Origin of the sequence: Rhodococcus sp. 077-4, from assembly GCF_047782425.1 — a bacterium.
Taxonomy (GTDB): Bacteria; Actinomycetota; Actinomycetes; order Mycobacteriales; family Mycobacteriaceae; genus Rhodococcoides.
Genome location: NZ_JAJPWC010000003.1, coordinates 441,440 through 458,504, shown reverse-complemented (window position 1 = coordinate 458,504; position 17,065 = coordinate 441,440). Strand labels below are relative to the sequence as shown.

Genomic DNA, 17,065 nt, shown 5'->3' with positions numbered 1-17,065 from the left:
ATGCCGGGACATCCGCATACGCAAGAACCGAATCGGAGTTTTGATGCTCGACCACACCCTCGCCGACGAACCACGCCGCAGTCTTGCGCGGGGCGTCGGATTTGCCGCGCTTGCCGCGACCGTGGCCGGTGCCGGCTACGTCCTCGCCCCCCGAAAAGCACCAGCCGCGCTGACCGCAGGCGATCGCTTCACGGACGGTGACCTCATCACCGTCGTCGTCGGCACCGTGGGACGGCCGTCGCTGCTGGATACGGTCCAGGCTGTGCTGGCTCAGTCCTACCCCGCCGTCGAGATCGTGGTGGTGGACAACGCACCCACGTCCGGCCGGGTGGACGAGGCGCTGAAATCGATAGACGACGCCCGCTGCATCGTCGTACGGGAACCGCGGCGGGGAGTATCGAAAGCGAGAAACACCGGCGTTCGGCACGCATCCGGCCAGGTCGTTGCGTTCACCGACGACGACGCAGAACCGGATTCCGAGTGGCTCGCGGAATTGGCGGCGGTGTACTCGGCGGACGCAGACGCAATCGTGGCCGGAGTGACCGGTCGCGTCGTCGGAATCGCCGTCGAGACGGACCAACAGCGCTGGTTCGAGGAATCCGGATTGTTCGAGAAGGGCGCGCGGCGCACGGTCTGGACCATGGCACCGGAAGGTGCAGTGCCGGACGCTCTGGGCGAGCGAGGTACTGCAGCGCTGTTCCCCTACACCGCCGGGGAGATGGGCAGCGGCAACAACATGTCGTTTCGAAAGTCCGCATTCGTCTCGCTCGCAGGGTTCGACGAGCGAATCGGCCCTGGTACGCCCACCAAGGGCGGCGAGGATCTGGAGCTGTTCAGGCGGGCGGTGCTGCGCGGCGGCACGATCGTGTACGCCCCGACTGCCGTCGTCGGCCACCACCATCGGGCAGATCACGAAGCGCTGCGCGAGCAAATGTTCGGGTACGGAAGCGGTATGGCCGCCATCGTCACCAAACTGTTTCTCGACGGCGGCGCACCGGCACGCGCGCTGCTGGGGCGTCTGCCGACGGCATTTCGCATGTTGCTGGCCCCGGAGGAAAACCGGTTCGCGGAAGGGGCTCCGCCGATGCCCCGAGATCTCAAGATCACCGAATTGCTCGGTTACCTCTGCGGGCCTTTCCTCTACGTCAAGAGCATCACCGTTCGCGGCGACGGGGTCAATTCGTGACGGTCACCGATACGGCGACACCGACCGAGAGCACGGACGAGGCAACGCAGCCCGAACCCAGTGTGAGGGGCGCGCAGGGTTTGCTCTTCGCCGCCGCGGCGGTGGCCATCGCGTCGACCCTGCTGGCGATTCTCGCCGGGTCCGATCACGCGGACATGCTGCCGAACGGATTCCGAGTCGCCGTGGTCGTCGCCGCAGTGACCATGCTCCCCGGCGCTCCGATCGCGATTCTGCTGCGACTTCGACGGCCCGCGCTGGTCGGGTCGGTCACGGTGTCGATCTCGTTCTCGACCATTCTGATCATCGCGCAGGCAGAGGTCGTCAGCGGGAACCTGTGGCCGGTGACGGTGCAGCTGTACATCTGCGCCATCTCGGCAGCCCTCATCCTGTGGGCGTCACGAACGCTGGTGGGTGCCACGCCCCGTCCTCGGCCCGACCGGACGGCTGCGCTGACCCGATACGGCCTGCTCGGTGCACTGGTCGTCGCCGTTGCACTGTTCTGGCGGGCCACCGCGGTGCTCGAACCTCAGGCGTCGGGAGCGTTGGGCATCATCACCCACGTCGGCCCCAGTTATCTGATCGCTCTGCTGATCGTGGCCGCAGTCATCGCATTCGGTTTGTCCAGAGCCAGACTCGACCCGGTCGTTCTCGGCGCAGCAGGCCTGGCGCTCATCATGTTCACCACCATGTACGTGTCGCTTGCCGACGGCGTCACGTCGGTACCGACTGCCTACACCCATCGCGGGCTGATCGACATCATCGCGTCGCTCCAGGGGCTACCGCCACCCTCCGACGCCCGATTCAGTTGGGCCGGCTTCTTCTCGGCCGGTGCTCACATCTCGGGTGCCGGTGGGCTGTCGGATCTGTCTCCGATGCTCTTGTGGGCACCGTTGTTCTTCGGCGGCGTGACCATGTTCCCGCTGTATTCGATCGCGATGTCGCTCACCGGGCGCAGGCGGGTCGCGTGGATCGCGGTTGTGCTCTACCTGTCGTTCAACTGGTATCAGCAGGACTATTTTGCGCCTCAGCCGACCGCGACGATGCTCTACCTGACGATCTGCGCGTTGCTGCTGTGGCAGTTGCAGACAGCGCCGCTGCCCGCCGTCGCCCAGTCGCTGCGTCGCTGGGTCCTCGATGCACCGCGCCGGACTCTCGGCACGGTGCGAGGATTCGGTGCCGGTAGGACTCTCGCGATAGAGGGCCTGATGGTCGTCATGATCGCGGCCATCGTCATCACCCACCAGCTGACCCCCATCGTGCTCATCGCATCGCTGTTCCTGTTCGCGCTGACGGGCACCACGCGGTATCGGCTGCTGTGGTTGGTCGCTGCCGCCATCTTCGTCGCGTGGTTCAGCTACGGAGCCGTCGACTATTGGAAGGGCCACCTCGCCTACGTTCTCGGCGACGTGGGGCAGGTGTCGGGTGCCGTGCAGGGCGGCGTCAGCGACCGGATCGGTGCCGACCCGCTGTATCAGAGAATGCAATATCTGCGACTGGCGGCGTCGGGCGCACTTCTGGTCTTCGCGTTCGCCGGGTGGCTCACCTACCGACAGCGCAAGACCTGGCTCATCGGTGGTCTTCTCTGCATGGTGCCCTTCGGGCTCGTCCTGGTGCAGAGCTACGGCGGCGAGGTCGTCATTCGCTGCTTCGTGCTCGCGTCACCGTTCATCGCCCCGTACGCAGCCGATGCGCTGGTACGCACGTTCGCGGTGGTGCGAAAGTTCACCAGACGGGCGGCCGAGCCCCGGCACTGGTCACGGACGGTTGCGGCGACCGCAGCAATCCTCGGAGTTGCGTTGGTACTGACTGCAACTCGTGGATTGAACACCTCGTTCGAGCACACCGACGAGGATCAGATTCGATACGGCGACGCGCTGATGCGGTCGGTCCCGGAAGGCTCGGAAATCATGGTCATCGGAACGGCTGCCAGTTTGGTGTCCGCGCGCTACTTCGACGACGTCAGAGTGTCGACGATGGAATCGTTCGAGTGCCTCGACGATCTCAGTGGTTGCGTTCGCAAGGAGAACCCCGATTTCGTGTTCACCACTCGGCAGTCCTCGGCGCAGATCTATCTCCAGTACGGGTACTCGCAATCGGTCGTCGACCAACAACTCGGCGTGCTGGTGGGATCGGACGAGTACCGCGTGGTGGTCGAGACCGCCGACCTGACGATTCTGCAGAACGCGTCCTCCCCGCCGGTGCTTCTCCGATGAGTGACCTGTGGCTCGGATTCCTGGCGTTCGGTGCTCTGTTCGCGACCTTGATTCTCGCGTCCGTGCTCCGCGAGCGCGAGGTGCCGAGCGAAGGCGCGATCGGACGGAGCAGCACGGGTCGAATCAACCGAGCGGTAGTGATCTCGCTTGCGTTGATCGTGCTGCTGTTGCTGGCCGGGGCCGTGGTGATCGTCAGATTCCAACAGATTGCGATTTGGGAGTGAGAATCGGACACCGGTGGTGGGTGGCGCTGTTGGTCGTGGCAACGACGGTGTCCTGCACACCTTCCGCAGGATCCCAGCCCACACTCTTCAGCAACGAGAAGTGTGACCCGATGGCCGACGACGTCATGTCCGGGGAGGCAGTGCCACGGGAGGACCTGCCGGGCTGGCGTCAGACGTTCGTCGACGATTTCGACAGGTGCGAGCTCGGCGACAACTGGGGTGCCTACTACGGCATGCCGGGAGGTGACCCGGCCAGCTGGTGGGACTACGAGCAGGCGTCGGTGACCGGCGGTGCGCTTCGATTGCGCGCGGAGCGCAAGGACGGTCGGTGGGTGACCGGCGGCGTCTCGAACTCTCCTGTGTCCCAACAATTCGGCAAGTGGGATGTGAGATTGCGAGCGGATCGTTCCGACGAGATCAGCTATCACATTCTGCTGTGGCCTGCGAACGAGGTCTGGCCGCCCGAGATCGACATCGCCGAGAGCGCCGACGGTACCCGTCGGACGATGTCGGCATTTCTGCATTGGGGCGAAACCGGGAGCGGGCATCACTTCTCGCAGGCCGATCTCACACTGGACACCAACGAGTGGCAGACCGTCGGAGTCGAATGGGACCCCGAGCAGATCAGGTACATCGTCAACGGAAAGATCTGGGCCAGAACACCTCTGGGCGCGTCCATTCCCGACACGCCGATGTGGCTCGGAATTCAGGCGCAATCGGGTGCCTGCACCAAACTCGAGGCCTGGGGTGTGGGTGAATGCGGACGGGCAGGCACTCCCGATATCGCCAACGTGGACGTCGACTGGGTGACGGTGTACGAATCGGACGGGTCGCCGTCGACCGTCCAAGACGTGCCGTCGGGATCGACTCTGCTGGTGGATCGGAACTGAACCCACCCGGTGACGTCACATCGTGCGGATCGTCAACCCGGGGTTCTGGGCGAGGATGTCGTTGACGGGAGTGGCGAACAGTTCGGGGCGCTGCCCCTGCAACATGCTGACGACGGTCGCGATGTCGCACGAGGGTTGATCGCCCACGTTCGACGCGTTGGCGATGCCGACGGCAAGGGTGCCGCTGACGATCGGGCCACCGCTGTCACCGCGCAACGCGCAGATGGACGTCGAGAAGCTTCGGTCGAGAACGTTGTCACCCATCGCGAGGTTCTGTCCTGTGGAAAGTATTGTGCCGCAACTGAATCCGGTCCTGGTTCCGGATTTGCAGACCGGAGCGCCCACGATCGGATCCACCGTTCCGGTGACGTGCAGCGGGCCCGCGCCGGGGACTCGCACCGCGTTGCTCTCGAAAGCGCCGATGTTGGCGTCGTCTATGTCGATCAGGGCGTAGTCGGTGTTCGACCGGCTGGTTCGGTAGAACGAACCGAACTTCGATCCGACGAGGCTGCCGTACATCGGGTATGCACCCGTAAGTGCTGCGGAACCGGTATCGGTGACGTTCGGATTGCAGTGTCCTGCAGTGATGTTGACGGCTCCGCGGGTCTGGTCGAGGGCATTGAATCCGAGAGAGCAACGCTGCCCGAGGCCCGCGGGTGTTCCGGCGAGAAAGCTGTCGCCGCCGAGGTAGGAGCTCGCGCGTATCGAGCCTGCGATGGGGGCCGGGTCGAACGGCAGCACATCCAGCAGCGGCTGAACGCTACCGACGACGACAGGCGGTATATCGAGTGCGGCTGCGGCGATTCCGAATCCGGACGCCACGGCCGCATCCGCCGCCTCGGCGTGGGTCGGTCCGCTCGCGAGGGTGACGACAGGGTGACCGTTCGCGTCGAGCCAGGAACCGGTGACGACCTCGGAACCGACCGTGGCGGTGAATTCCGCCAGCCGGCGGGCCGCGTCGGCGCGATCGAGAAATTGCTGAGGGTCGAGCCCGAGATCGCGCGAGACGGCATCGGCCAAAGCCGAAGGCAACAGTGCTTCGGCAGCGTCGGACGCCGGCTCGGCCGAGGCGGCGGGCGTGAGCACGGCCATCGTCAGCAGAAGTGGAACACCGATCAGCGACAGCCGGAACGCACGGCGATACATGGATACCTCTCCCCCCAGCACCGCAGATGTGATGCCGTTCACTCGCATAGAACTATAGGCCGTGAACGCCCCCCGGCGTACCGACTACTGGGTTCGCAGCGTTGCCCCGGTTGCGCGCGTGACCTGATCGATGGGGATGCCCAAGCTCGCCGTGCCCCCGTATTGCGCCAGAGCGAGGTTCGCCTCGTTGCAATCGGGTGCTCCGCCGCTGTTGGATCCGCTGGTGATTCCGAGTGCGAGAGTTCCGGTGACGATGGCACCGCCGCTGTCACCGGCGAGAGTGCATGCGGTGCTGGCGAATCCACGAACGGTGCGTGACGTGCCGTCCTCCATGTAGAGCTGTGTCTCGACGCGATCGGCCGCGACCACTCCGCAGGTGAACGACGACGACTGCCCGGACTTGCAGACCGGTGCCCCGATGACGGGGGCCGCGGTTCCGGTGACGGCGACGGTGCTGCCGTTGGCCCCACGGACGGTAGGACGGTCCAGTCCCGACGCGATGCCGGTCTCGTTCAGGGCGATGACCGACCAGTCGAGGCCGTCCGCCGCACCCAGGCTCGACCTGTCGAACGACCCGATCTGTGTGCTGCGCGAAATGTCCGCCGGATCGGGGAGGTAGACCGGTGCGCCGCCGGCTCCGGTCGCTTTGTTGGGATTGCAGTGTCCCGCAGTGAGATTGACGTCAGCTCCGGAGGAGTCGAGGGCATTGAAACCGAACGAGCAGATGCTGATTCCGGTGGCCGGAGCCTCACCTATGGGCCCAGCGCTGGTGACGTAGGTGTCGCCGCCCATCGGAGTCGGGTCGACCGGATCGTTTCCGCCGGGGGACAGGATGACCTTGATGTTGGCCAGCAGGGTCGGCAGGTTCAGTGCGCTACCGATCGGACTGTTCACCAGGTCGATGACGATCTGGTTGTCGATGAAGTCGATGGCCGTTCCGTTGATCTGCTCCGAGATCTCACGGGGGAGACCGGCGATCCAACTGTTCAGATCGGCCAGCGACTTCTCCAGTCCGTCCGCGGAGACCGGCGACTGCGCGGTGGCATAGCCGTCCTTGGCAACGGCCTGTGCCGCGGTAGGTGAGGTGACCGCGACGACAGCATTGCCGTCGGGTCCGATCCATGCGCCGGCGAAATCCGCTGGACGGCTGGCCCGGAAGTCCGATGCGTACGCGGAGAGTTCCTGAGCGCGAGCAGCGCGATCGAGGTATTCCTGCGGGGAGATCTTCAGATCTCGCTGCACGGCCTCGACGAGCTCGCGGGGAAGCTGATCGGCGGTCGACTGGACTACGGGTTCGGCGGCTGCTGTTCCGGAGAACGAAGCAAGAAGTACGAAAGCCGTCGAACACAGCACTGCGGCACGCAGCGCCCCGGTGTTACGCATGAAATCCCTTCATCGGGTGCTTGGTATCAGCGACCTACCCTAGGGCATCGGGAGCGTGATCAGTCTTCGTGCAGCTCAGGGAGCAGGTGTCACCGGGGTGTCGGCCGTCGTCGTCGCAGTCGTGGTGGTGGGGGCCGTCGTCGTGGTCGTGACCACCGGGGTGGTCGTGACCGGAGGCGTGGTGGCGATGGGGACGGTGGTTGGCGCGACGGGAAGGGGCGCGGGAAGTGGTGCGGGCGGCGGCGGTGCGGGCGCAGGCCGCGGCGGGATGTACGGGGCGGGTGTCGGCTCCTCGACGACCTCCGGCACCAGCACGGGCTCGACGGAAGCGGCGGGGGTGGTGGTCGACGGCGCGCGAGTCGAGGTGACGACAGGCGAACCGGCGTCGGTGACGGCGGGGGGCGTCGGGGCGGGCGCACTACCGAACACTCCGCTCACTGCCGCGATCGCAAGGACGATGACCACGCCCGCTGCGGCACCGGCCACGATGGTGGTGATGGTGCGCGAGCGTTCGCTGCGTTCCTTCTTCGCCCCCACGGAGGGTGCGGCGACGGCTGAGGCGATGGGGGCGTAACCGGTGTCGGAGGTGGTGTCGTCGACCGGAACGATGGGCTCGGACCGCAGCTCCGACGGTGCGAACACCGGAGCGACCGCTGGAATCGCCTCGGAAAACGCGAGGGACGGCTCCGGCACGACGACCGGAATGGCGTCGGTGTCGAGGGACTCGGTGCCGTCGTTGCGGGTGACGATCGGCGCGGCACCGGTGACCATGGAGTTGCCGTCGACGTCGTAGGCCTCGGCGAGGAGCAGTGCGCCGAGGGTAGCGGCGAGCGGCTCGACGAGGAGTCGGCCGGACGAGCGATCGGCGATTTCGGACGCCACCGACGGGAGTGCAGCGCTGCCCCCGGTTAGCACGACGGTTCCGGCCTGCGGCACCTCGAGTCGATCGAACGACGGCGCGATCAGGTCGGCGAACTCGGCGCGTGTCACCGTTGTGGACTGCGAAATCCCGGGAAGTTCGACCGAGATCGTGGCGACGTCTGCCGTGCTCAGGGTGTGTTCGGCGGCCTCGCACGAGGCGACCACGCCCGCGAGGGCCGCCAGCACCGCCGCGTCGGACAGATCGATGTGCTCGCGATCGGTCACCACGTGATCGAACAGCGCATCGGTGAAGACGTCGCCGCTGACCGCGGCGCTGCGGACGGTTCCGCCTCCCGGATAGGTGGAGATGTCGGTTCCGGTTGCACCGATGTCGATCACCGTGACCGCCTCACCCTGACTCGGGTGCGCGCACGTGCTCGCGGCCTTGGCCTCGGGAACCAGAGCTACCTCGGTGAGCCCGGTGTGGTCCAGCGCGTCGCGCAGCAGAGCGACGCTGTCACGAGGCCACCGCGTCGGATACGTCATGGTCGTGACGGGCGGATCGTCCGAGTCGGTCGTCATCATGGTGACGAGGCAGTTGGCGGCGTTGGCCATCAGATCCTCGGCGCGGTATGCGTCGGCGTCGGGCTCTAGGTCCTCCTGCTGGCCGACCAGATCCACGAACCTGGTGAACGGAGCCGTGTCGGCAGGTTCACCGAGGTATGCGCGACCGTCCTCGTCGAATCGCAGGGTGGTCGGCAGGACGACGATCGTCGGTTCGTCCTCGGGGAGTGCGCGATACGCCGCAACGGATCTGGTGTTGCCGACGGTGATTCCGAGATGCCCGGCACCACTCATGGAGTTTCCCCTGTCGATCGGTCGTTCGGCGCTCGGTCGGAGGGTCGGTCGTTGCGTGCCCCCTGATTCTGCTCGGGTGCAGGTTTATCGTCGGCCGAATCCGATTCGGGAATCTCGGCGGGCTCCTCGACAGGCAGCTCCGGGTCAGGTTCCACCGGTTCGACGACGACCGGCGGTGTCACCGGCTCGGTGTCCTCCGGGACCTCGATCGCCGGGCGCGTGTCGATCTCGGTCTCGACCGGCTCGCTGCGGGGGATGTCGGAGGTTTCGGTGGGAGCCGGTACTTCCGTCGACAGTGGGGCGGCGGGAACGATCTCGGCGGCAGGCTCGACGACGACGGTGGGGAAGTCGATCGGGCCACCCGACCCGGACCGCACCGAGGTGGTCGGCGGGACCACCTGGGCGTTGTCGATGGTCGGGACGGCAGTGTTCGAGGACGTGCCGAGCTGCAGCGCGACAAGCGCGGCACCGACCGTCAACGCGGCGGCGAACGCTGCTGCGGCGAACAGTGGACGGCGGTCGGATGTCGCCGGGCGCGTCAGCGCAAACCGCTCGGTGACGGCGTCGACGGGGAATTGCGCGGCCAGAACGGCCGCGCCGCGTGCGGCGGCGACGGCGGTGTCCTGCTTCTGCAGAGTCGGAAGTACCGAGGCGTTCCACGCGGCCAGCGCCTCCGCTTCGGCGACCAGCGAGACGTGCGCGAGGCCGTGGGCGTTCATCGCCGAGCGCAGCGCGAACACTTCCTCGGCCGTCCAGCGGGCCGGGTAGGTCGCGGCCGCGGCGAGATCGCGCGGCAGAAGACCGATCGACGACGCCACCTCGGTGAGCAGGCACAGCAGGGCCATCGAGGTCAGTTGCTCGGCGGGGAAGACGGTGCCCTTGCTGCCGGTGACGCCGACGCCGTCGGCGAGGGAGTCGAGAAAATGGGTGTAGGCCTCGGAGTCGTCGTCGGTTGCGTCGCCGAGCGAGACGGTGCCGTCGGGGTGAGTGTTGAGCACGGTCGAGTGCAGTGACGCCAGGTGCAGCGACGGCCCGGGCGCAATCGGATGGGACACGGCCGCGACGGCGCGCTCCTCGTCCAGGTAGAGGCCGACGTCCGGTGCGCCGACACTCGTACTGCCGGGCTGCTCGGTCATGGGGCTGCTACCTGTTCTCGATCGGGGAGTGGTGCTCGGTCGTTATGTCGCTTCGGATCCTCACACAGTTACAGCGCCGACGGCTGCGCCGGTTTCAGGCCCCGTACCCCATGGCGCGCAGCATCGAGATCAGCTCGGACCTGGACTCGGCACCGAGCCTGCGCCGGATGCGAGCCACGTGGTGTTCGACGGTCTTCGGAGAGATGTAGAGACGGCTGCCGGCCTCGCGGTAGGTGACTCCGAGTACGAGCAGTTCGGCGACCTCGGCCTCGCGTTCGCTCAGCGAACCCGTCGGCTGCGGCATGGTTCCCGAACTCTCGCGCCGGTTCGATCTGGACTGCGGCGAACCGGTCTGATGAGAGCTGGGTTGACGCAGCGACCTGGCGATGTGCAGCAGCGAGGTCGCCGTGGCGGTATCGGTGACGGTCAACGCGGCCTCACTCGCCAATCGAGCTCCGTCCCACGGCAGTCCGAATGCGGTGAGGGTGCGCGCCGAATTCTCCACATCGGTCGCGTCGGGCCTGCCCTGCAACACGCTCAGCCATGCGCGGCCTGCAGCGGCGAGCGCGGCGCTGTACGGGTGGGTGGGCGCGGCTGCAGCAAGCGCCTTGGCGTGCGGTACCAGCGCGTCGGGTGTCTGGGCCACGATGGCCGCCTGCACCTGGTACCAGTGCAGCGCCGAAGCCCAGACGGGCGGGTCGCCGAGCGCGGCGAGCAGATCGGTGGCCTGTGCGACGAGATGTTCGACGCGGTCGACCTGGCCGAGTCGGGTTGCGGCCAAGAGCAATTCGCCCAGAGGTAACAGCGAGAACAGGTCGGTGGAGTACTCGGCGACGACGTTCTGCGCCTGCGTCCATGCCGTGATCAGAGACCCGGCATCACCGGACCTGCGGGCCAGGCCCACCCGAATGCCGTGCAGGAACAGCTGATTGCGTACGTGCGACACCGGAATCCGCAGCGCCTCGATAGTGGAGCCGGCTTCGGCCGTATCTCCCCGCAGCATCGACGCCCAGGCTCCGATGAGGGTGGACCGGGTGTGCGCCTCGGATCCGGGACTCAGTTCGGGAAGCGCTCTCGCCAGTACCGAATCCACGCGGGCCAGGTCGCCGCAGTGCACGGCGTGCAGAGCCGCGATGGCAGCGGGAGTATCCGGAGTGCACGAGCGGTCGGACACGTTGCTCGTCAACGTCATTGCGCGCATCAACGAATTCGCTGCTGCACTCGACGCCGCAGCGCTCCGCGAATCGATCGACCCGATCACCCCGTTCACCAGCAGCGTGCCCGACGCAGTACTCGACGTCGGCGCAAGAGCGGACACGGCAGTCGCCGATCGGTCGGCGGCGCTGCGATCACCGGCCGCGACAGCGGCGAGGGCGGCCCACACCGCATCGGGTCCGAGGCGATCGTCGCCGAGCCAGCCGAACAGTTGCGCACTGCGCGAGACCATTCCGCGTTGTGCGGCGATGGCTGCCGAGACCCGCACCGCCGTCCGTAGATCCGCCGAATCGCACTGGGCGGCGCTGTCGAGAACCACATCGGCAAAACGCCCGGCCGCGTCCAGATCTCCGGTGGCAGCAGCGACCTCCGACCTGCGAGCAGCCAGCACCGCGGAATCGAAGCCCGCGTCGACTGCCGCGTCGTACAGAGCACCTGCAGAATCGACAGGGGCCGAATCTGCCTGCTGAACAAGGAAATCGGCGAGCCCGGCATGAACGACGCCCCGCTCTGCCAACGCACGTGCCGCGGAGGCGTCGAGCAGGCGGGATCGGGTGGCGACGTCGGCGATCGAGGACAGCAGGACGCGGCAGCGCCCCTCGCCGATCATCTCGGTCAAGGGGGCCTCGGCCGACGGGATCAATGTGCCGGTGGTGTCGAGCACGCCGGAGCTGCAGGCCATGTCGACGATGGATTCGACCTCGCCGGCGCGCGTCACGATCTGTGCAGCCGACGCGGGGTCGGGTGTGACGCCGAACCGAGCCGCGAGCAGCAGGGCCCGAGTGTCATCGGTGGTCTCGATCAACATCCGGCGGTGTTGTTCGGCAACGCATTCGGCGACGGCACGCAGCGGAGCCGGATCGGAGCGATCGGTACCGAGCCCGCCCAGAGCGGCATCGACGGCGGCGAGAATTCCGCCGGTGGATTTGGCGATGGCACCGGCGAGCGACACCGAGACGGGCCGAACGGTGGCTGCTGCCCGCGCCGCAACGGCCGCCTTGTCCAGCGGAACCAACGTCAGCCGGTTGGAACCGGCGGACGCGATCAACTTCTCGATGCGTGAATCGAAACTGCGCGGCGCGGTGGCGACCACCAGGGTGATATCGGATCGGGTTGCAGCCGCGGCGATCTCGTCGAGGCGCTGTTCCGGCAGCAGGTGCGCGTCGTCGACGAGAACCGTCGAGGCGGACGGTGCATCGGCGATGGTGCCCTGGTATGCATCCACCGACGCGGCAACCGCGTCGAGAACGGCGGAGCGTCCGGAGCCGTTCACTCCCACGACGACATGAAAGCCGGTGCTGTCGAGCACATCACGGACGAAGCGATCGGCGCGCTCGACGCCGACGAGTCCGGAACGGGTGCTGGCCACGGTCGACCTATCGACCCGTCAGGCCGCCGACGACTCCGCCGAGTCCGTCACCCACACCGCCGACCACACCGCCGAGACCCTGTCCGACGTCCTGCCCGACGTCGCCGAGTGTGGGGCCCTGATAGGTGGGCACCTGCACGTTGGGTATCTGCGGAGCCTGAGGTGCCGGCACCGCCGGCGGCTGGTAGTTGGGAACCGTCGGGGCCGCGACGGGCGGGATGGTCGGGACCGATGCCGCGCCGTTACCCGCGGGTGCCGGGGCCGGTGCCGGAGCCCCCGCAACCGGAGCGCCGGTGGCGGGGTCGATCTGCGTCACCGTGCCGTCGGCGTTGACCACCGTGGTCGCCGAACCCTCGGATCCGGCTGCGGCAGCGCCGTTTTCGCCGGTCGGAGGGGCCGTGCTCTCACCGCCCGCGATCGCTGTGGTGGTCCCCGGTGCTGCCGTCTCGGAACTCGATGTCTGCGAACTGGATTCGGCCGGAGTGGTGTTGTCGGAGGTCAACGCCGTCCCCACCGACAGGCCTCCGCCGGCGAGAAGTGCGAGGACGACGACGGATCCGGCGACGATGCCTGCCTTCTTGCGGCCGGACATTCCCGATTCGGATTCGACGACGGTAGGTGTCGGTGCGGGCCGTGGAGTGGGCCGAGGCATCGGCGCGGCTGCCGCGGCGGACGCCACCGCCATGGTGGGTACCGCAGCCAATGCAGCGGCGTTGTCGGCGGCGGTGGCGTCGGCGATGTCGCTGCCGAGGATCGCGGCGCCGATTGCGATGGTCAGTTCGGGACGAGGTCCGGCCACCACGGGTACCCGCAGTTCGGAAGACATGAGCTCGGCAACGAGCGGTATGGCCGAGCTGCCACCGACGAGCACCACCTGATCGATGTCGGTGACGTCGAGGCCCGCGGCCGTCACGGCGTCGCGCACCACTGCGATCGACCCCAGCAGCGATGCCCGTACCAGTTCTTCGACCTCGGAGCGCACGAGGCGAACCTCGGTGTGCAGGCCCGGCAGGTCGACGGTCAGCGACGTCGACGTGTCGTAGGAGAGCTGTTCCTTCGCCTCGGCGCAGCGGGCCCGCAGTTCCACCAGCGCGCCGACGGTATCGGGGTCGAAGGGGTCGAACTCGAACGACTGGCTACCCGAGACGGTGTCGAGTACGTACTGCATGATCGCGTGATCGAACTGCGCTCCGCCGAACTCCTGTGAGTGGACGCCGGAGCCGACGACGCCTGCATCGGCACCGGTACGCATCAGCGTGACGTCGAGAGCGCTCGCGCCGAGGTCGTAGACCACGGCGAGGCCGTCGGACTGTGGGCCGCGCGTCACTTCGAGCCACCGCATCGTGGCGACGGACTCGGGTACCAGCGTCACGTCGGCGAGGCCCGCGCGGTCCAACGCCTCACCGAGAACCTCGGCGGTGTACGCCGTCCACCGAGCGGGGTGAGTGACGACGACGGTAGGAGCGGAATCGGTTCCGGCGGAGACCTCGGCAACGAGTGCGCGAGCAGCGGTGGCGTACAGGTCCTCGGCGCGATGACTGCGGCCGTCGTCGTCGATCAATTCCACCGGATCGCCTACCCGGTCGGAGAACCCGCCGATCAGATTTCGCGTCGAACGGTCCCGCAGGTCTGCCAGGCACGGAGCTGCGCCCGGACGTAGGTCGAGTGCCGAACGCTTGACCACCGAGGTGACAGGATCGGTGTCCAGTGCGGCCACCGCCGTCACCGAGCCGATACGTATGCCGAGCCCTGCGCTCATTGGTGTCGCCGCCTTCTTCTCGCCCAGCCGTCAGTGGTGGTGCCGTTACCCGCACTGTCGGCTGAAGCTACCCATTCGTTACGTCTCACAGCAGGTTAGAGCGCACAACGAGAGAAATCCCCTAAAGCGCCCAGATCCCCTAACGGAAGTCCCCTGGCAACCCCCGAGGGAGTAGGGGGATCGACCCCGTTGGGCCGGGGGTCTCCGGTGCATAGCTTTGTGATCAACCACGAAGTACCACTCGTCAAGGAGACCCAAGATGGCTACCAACGCCGTACTCGATTTCATTCTCGGCCTGCTGCGCGACGACCAGGCTGCAGCGGCCTACTGCGCCAACCCCGAGACGACGCTGGCCGCAGCGGGCCTCGGCAACGTCACCCACGCCGACATCGTCGCGGTGGCACCCCTGGTCGCCGAGTCGGGACTGTTCGCCGGAGCGGGCAGCCAGCTCTCGGCGATTCTGGGTGCGGGCGGATCTGCAGGCATCGAGGGCGCGCTCGCCGGAGGCGCAGGCATCGGCGGCGGACTGTCGGCCGGACTCGGCATCGCAGCAGGCGCGGTGGCCGGTGGCGGACTCGCCGCGGGTGGCAATCTGACCGGCGGCGTCGATGTGGCGGGCGAAATCGCTGCTTCACTGCAGGCCGCATTGGCCGCAGCGTTGGCAGTCGGAGGCCAGATCGGCCTCGAACTCGGAACCGCATTCGGCGGCGCATTCGACGCATTGATCGGAGTCGGAGCAGGTGTCGGCGGCGGAATCGATCTGGACCTCGACGGACTGCTCGGCGGAACCGTCGGACTCGGTGCCGCACTGACGGGCCTCATCGGCGCAGGCGCAGAGATCGGTGGAGAGATCGGCGCAGACATCATCGCGCAGCTGCAGGCAGCCATCGACGCCGCGATCGGCGCGACCGGTGCCGTCGACCTCGGCGCACTGGCCGAGATCCAGGGTGGCCTCACCGGCGCACTCGGCGCGATCTTCGGAGTCGGTGGAACCATCGGAGCCGAGCTCGGTGTGGCCCTCGGCGGAGTCTTCGATGCCGTGCTCGACGCCGGAGCCGGAATCGACCTCGGAGCGGGACTCGACCTCGTCGGAGGCCTCGGCACCGAACTGACCGCGGGAATCGGCGGCGCACTCACCGGACTCGGAAGCGTCGGAGCCGAACTCACCACCGACATCGGAGCCGCACTCGACGGAGCTGTCGGTGCCGGTGCCGCACTGGTCGGTGACATCGCCGGTGGAGTGGGCGGTAGCCTCGGCGGACTCTTCGCAGCCGACGGTGCCATCGCAGGTTCGATCGGAACCGCACTCGGAGCCGTCCTCGACGCAGGTGTCCTCGCAGACCTCGACGTCGACGCCCTGCTCGCCGCAGGTGGAAGCATCGGTGCAGTCGTCGCTGGCGCTGTAGGAACGGCGCTCGACCTCGACACCAGCGCGATCGGCAGCCTCACCGCTGCTGTCGATGCTGCACTCGAAGGCACGGTCGGCGCAGCCGCAGGCATCGGCGGCGGAATTGCAGGCGGACTCGAAGGCGGAGTTGCAGGCGGACTCGAAGGCATCCTCGGAACGGCATTCGGCGTCGGCGGCACAGCCGGAGCCGAGCTCGGCGCCGCAGTCGAATCGGTACTCGACACCAGTGCAGTCCTCGACCTCGGAGCCGCACTCGGTGCAGGAGCAGACGTCACCGCAGGCATCGTCGGAGCGATCGACACTGCAGTTGCCGCCGGAGCGGACCTCTCGGGAACCGTCGAAGCAGCACTCGCCGGAGTCGGTGGAGTGGGAGCAGATCTCTCGGGCGGTGTGGCCGGACTCGGCGGACTGGGCGCAGGCATCACCGGAGGACTCGCCGGACTCGGAAACGTCGGTACCGATCTGACCGGTGGCCTGGCAGCCGTCGGGAATGTGGGTGCCGATGTGACCGGTGGTCTGGCAGCCGTCGGGAATGTGGGTGCCGATGTGACCGGTGGTCTGGCAGCCGTCGGGAATGTGGGTGCCGATGTGACCGGTGGCCTGGCCGGCGTCGGTGAGGCAGGCACTGCTCTGACCGGCGGACTCGCCGGCCTGGGCAGCCTCGGCGGAGGTATCGAAGGCGGAGTGTCCGGCGGCGTGGATGCCGCAGCTCAGGCTGCGGCTCAGGCCGGGGCAGGCCTGGAAGGAACCGTCACAGGCGCAGTCGATGCAGCAGCCTCCGCAGGTGCGGGCCTCACCGGAGCCGCGGATGCAGCAGGCACCGTCACCGGCGGCCTGGAAGGTGCAGCCAACGGCGTCGTCGACGCAGGCACCTCGGTGGGCGGCGAGATCGCGTCCAACGTCGGTGCAGGACTGGAGACCGGCGCCTCGGTCGGCGGCGACTTCGCTTCCACTGTGGGTGCGGGTTTGGATGCTGGTGCCGACGCTGCGGGTTCCGTGGCCGGCGAATTTGACTCCACTGCAGACCTGGGTGGCCAGGCCGCAGGTGGCCTCACCGGCGGCCTGCAGACCGGGGCCGAGGGCTTGGCAGATGCCGGCGGCAGCCTCTCCTCGGCCGCTTCGGGAACGTTCGAGCACTCGAGCTCGTTCGATTCCACGGCGACCGCGACCGCGACCGGCACCGGCTGGTCGAGCGTCGACTCGGACGTCTTCGGTCAGGGTGAGACCGAGTCCAGCCTGTTCAGCGAGTCCAGCCTGCACGGTTCGGTGGATTCGGCAGCCGACTCGCTGGGCAACGTGACCGTCGACCACGACATCGACCCGACGCAGCCCTGATCCATTCGCCTGCGGACAGGCAACAACACGGTGCGGCCCCGAGTGTTCGTGACACTCGGGGCCGACTCGTCGCTAGAGTTCC

General features: G+C 67.5%; 11 protein-coding genes. 5 read left to right on the top strand and 6 right to left on the bottom strand.

The window, feature by feature from the left end:
- Positions 1 to 43 precede the first annotated feature (43 nt).
- The 4 genes from ACNEOT_RS18515 (at position 44) to ACNEOT_RS18500 (ending at position 4,513) form a co-directional block, all read left to right on the top strand.
- A complete protein-coding gene (locus ACNEOT_RS18515) occupies positions 44 to 1,186 on the top strand; it encodes a glycosyltransferase family 2 protein (RefSeq protein ID WP_415975824.1) in 1,143 nt (380 codons plus the stop codon).
- Positions 1,183 to 3,399, top strand: coding sequence for a serine/threonine protein kinase (locus ACNEOT_RS18510; protein WP_415975823.1), 2,217 nt, complete (start codon positions 1,183 to 1,185; stop codon positions 3,397 to 3,399). The genes ACNEOT_RS18515 and ACNEOT_RS18510 overlap by 4 nt, the downstream gene beginning before the upstream one ends.
- Complete coding sequence (locus tag ACNEOT_RS18505) at positions 3,396 to 3,623, top strand: hypothetical protein (RefSeq protein ID WP_415975821.1); 228 nt, start codon at positions 3,396 to 3,398, stop codon at positions 3,621 to 3,623. The genes ACNEOT_RS18510 and ACNEOT_RS18505 overlap by 4 nt, the downstream gene beginning before the upstream one ends.
- A gap of 110 nt (positions 3,624 to 3,733) precedes the next feature.
- Positions 3,734 to 4,513 (top strand): glycoside hydrolase family 16 protein, encoded by a 780-nt coding sequence (locus ACNEOT_RS18500; protein WP_415975820.1) that lies wholly within the window; start codon positions 3,734 to 3,736, stop codon positions 4,511 to 4,513.
- A 15-nt stretch (positions 4,514 to 4,528) separates the two neighbouring features.
- Here ACNEOT_RS18500 and ACNEOT_RS18495 read toward each other — a convergent pair whose 3' ends face one another.
- From ACNEOT_RS18495 to ACNEOT_RS18470, 6 genes are all read right to left on the bottom strand, one after another.
- Positions 4,529 to 5,701 (bottom strand): S1 family peptidase, encoded by a 1,173-nt coding sequence (locus ACNEOT_RS18495; protein WP_415975819.1) that lies wholly within the window; start codon positions 5,699 to 5,701, stop codon positions 4,529 to 4,531.
- A gap of 42 nt (positions 5,702 to 5,743) precedes the next feature.
- Positions 5,744 to 7,042 carry a S1 family peptidase gene (locus tag ACNEOT_RS18490; RefSeq protein ID WP_415975818.1) on the bottom strand — a complete coding sequence of 433 codons (1,299 nt, stop codon included), beginning with the start codon at positions 7,040 to 7,042 and terminating at the stop codon, positions 5,744 to 5,746.
- 75 nt (positions 7,043 to 7,117) lie between these two features.
- Complete coding sequence (locus tag ACNEOT_RS18485; protein ID WP_415975816.1) at positions 7,118 to 8,761, bottom strand: Hsp70 family protein; 1,644 nt, start codon at positions 8,759 to 8,761, stop codon at positions 7,118 to 7,120.
- Positions 8,758 to 9,897: a hypothetical protein gene (locus ACNEOT_RS18480; RefSeq protein WP_415975815.1), complete on the bottom strand. Its 1,140-nt coding sequence runs from the start codon at positions 9,895 to 9,897 to the stop codon at positions 8,758 to 8,760. The genes ACNEOT_RS18485 and ACNEOT_RS18480 overlap by 4 nt, the downstream gene beginning before the upstream one ends.
- A 94-nt stretch (positions 9,898 to 9,991) precedes the next feature.
- A complete protein-coding gene (locus tag ACNEOT_RS18475; protein WP_415975814.1) occupies positions 9,992 to 12,481 on the bottom strand; it encodes a helix-turn-helix transcriptional regulator in 2,490 nt (829 codons plus the stop codon).
- A 7-nt stretch (positions 12,482 to 12,488) separates the two neighbouring features.
- Positions 12,489 to 14,240: an Hsp70 family protein gene (locus ACNEOT_RS18470; RefSeq protein ID WP_415975813.1), complete on the bottom strand. Its 1,752-nt coding sequence runs from the start codon at positions 14,238 to 14,240 to the stop codon at positions 12,489 to 12,491.
- 259 nt (positions 14,241 to 14,499) lie between these two features.
- On the opposite strand from ACNEOT_RS18470, the gene ACNEOT_RS18465 reads away from it, so the two are divergent.
- Positions 14,500 to 16,983 (top strand): IniB N-terminal domain-containing protein, encoded by a 2,484-nt coding sequence (locus ACNEOT_RS18465; protein WP_415975812.1) that lies wholly within the window; start codon positions 14,500 to 14,502, stop codon positions 16,981 to 16,983.
- Positions 16,984 to 17,065: the final 82 nt, after the last annotated feature.

Coding starts and splice junctions, on each gene's coding strand:
- ACNEOT_RS18485 (WP_415975816.1), bottom strand. CDS start 8,761: ATGAGTGGTGCCGGGCATCTCGGAATCACCGTCGGCAACACCAGATCC.
- ACNEOT_RS18500 (WP_415975820.1), top strand. CDS start 3,734: ATGGCCGACGACGTCATGTCCGGGGAGGCAGTGCCACGGGAGGACCTG.
- ACNEOT_RS18470 (WP_415975813.1), bottom strand. CDS start 14,240: ATGAGCGCAGGGCTCGGCATACGTATCGGCTCGGTGACGGCGGTGGCC.
- ACNEOT_RS18515 (WP_415975824.1), top strand. CDS start 44: ATGCTCGACCACACCCTCGCCGACGAACCACGCCGCAGTCTTGCGCGG.
- ACNEOT_RS18465 (WP_415975812.1), top strand. CDS start 14,500: ATGGCTACCAACGCCGTACTCGATTTCATTCTCGGCCTGCTGCGCGAC.
- ACNEOT_RS18505 (WP_415975821.1), top strand. CDS start 3,396: ATGAGTGACCTGTGGCTCGGATTCCTGGCGTTCGGTGCTCTGTTCGCG.
- ACNEOT_RS18480 (WP_415975815.1), bottom strand. CDS start 9,897: ATGACCGAGCAGCCCGGCAGTACGAGTGTCGGCGCACCGGACGTCGGC.
- ACNEOT_RS18490 (WP_415975818.1), bottom strand. CDS start 7,042: ATGCGTAACACCGGGGCGCTGCGTGCCGCAGTGCTGTGTTCGACGGCT.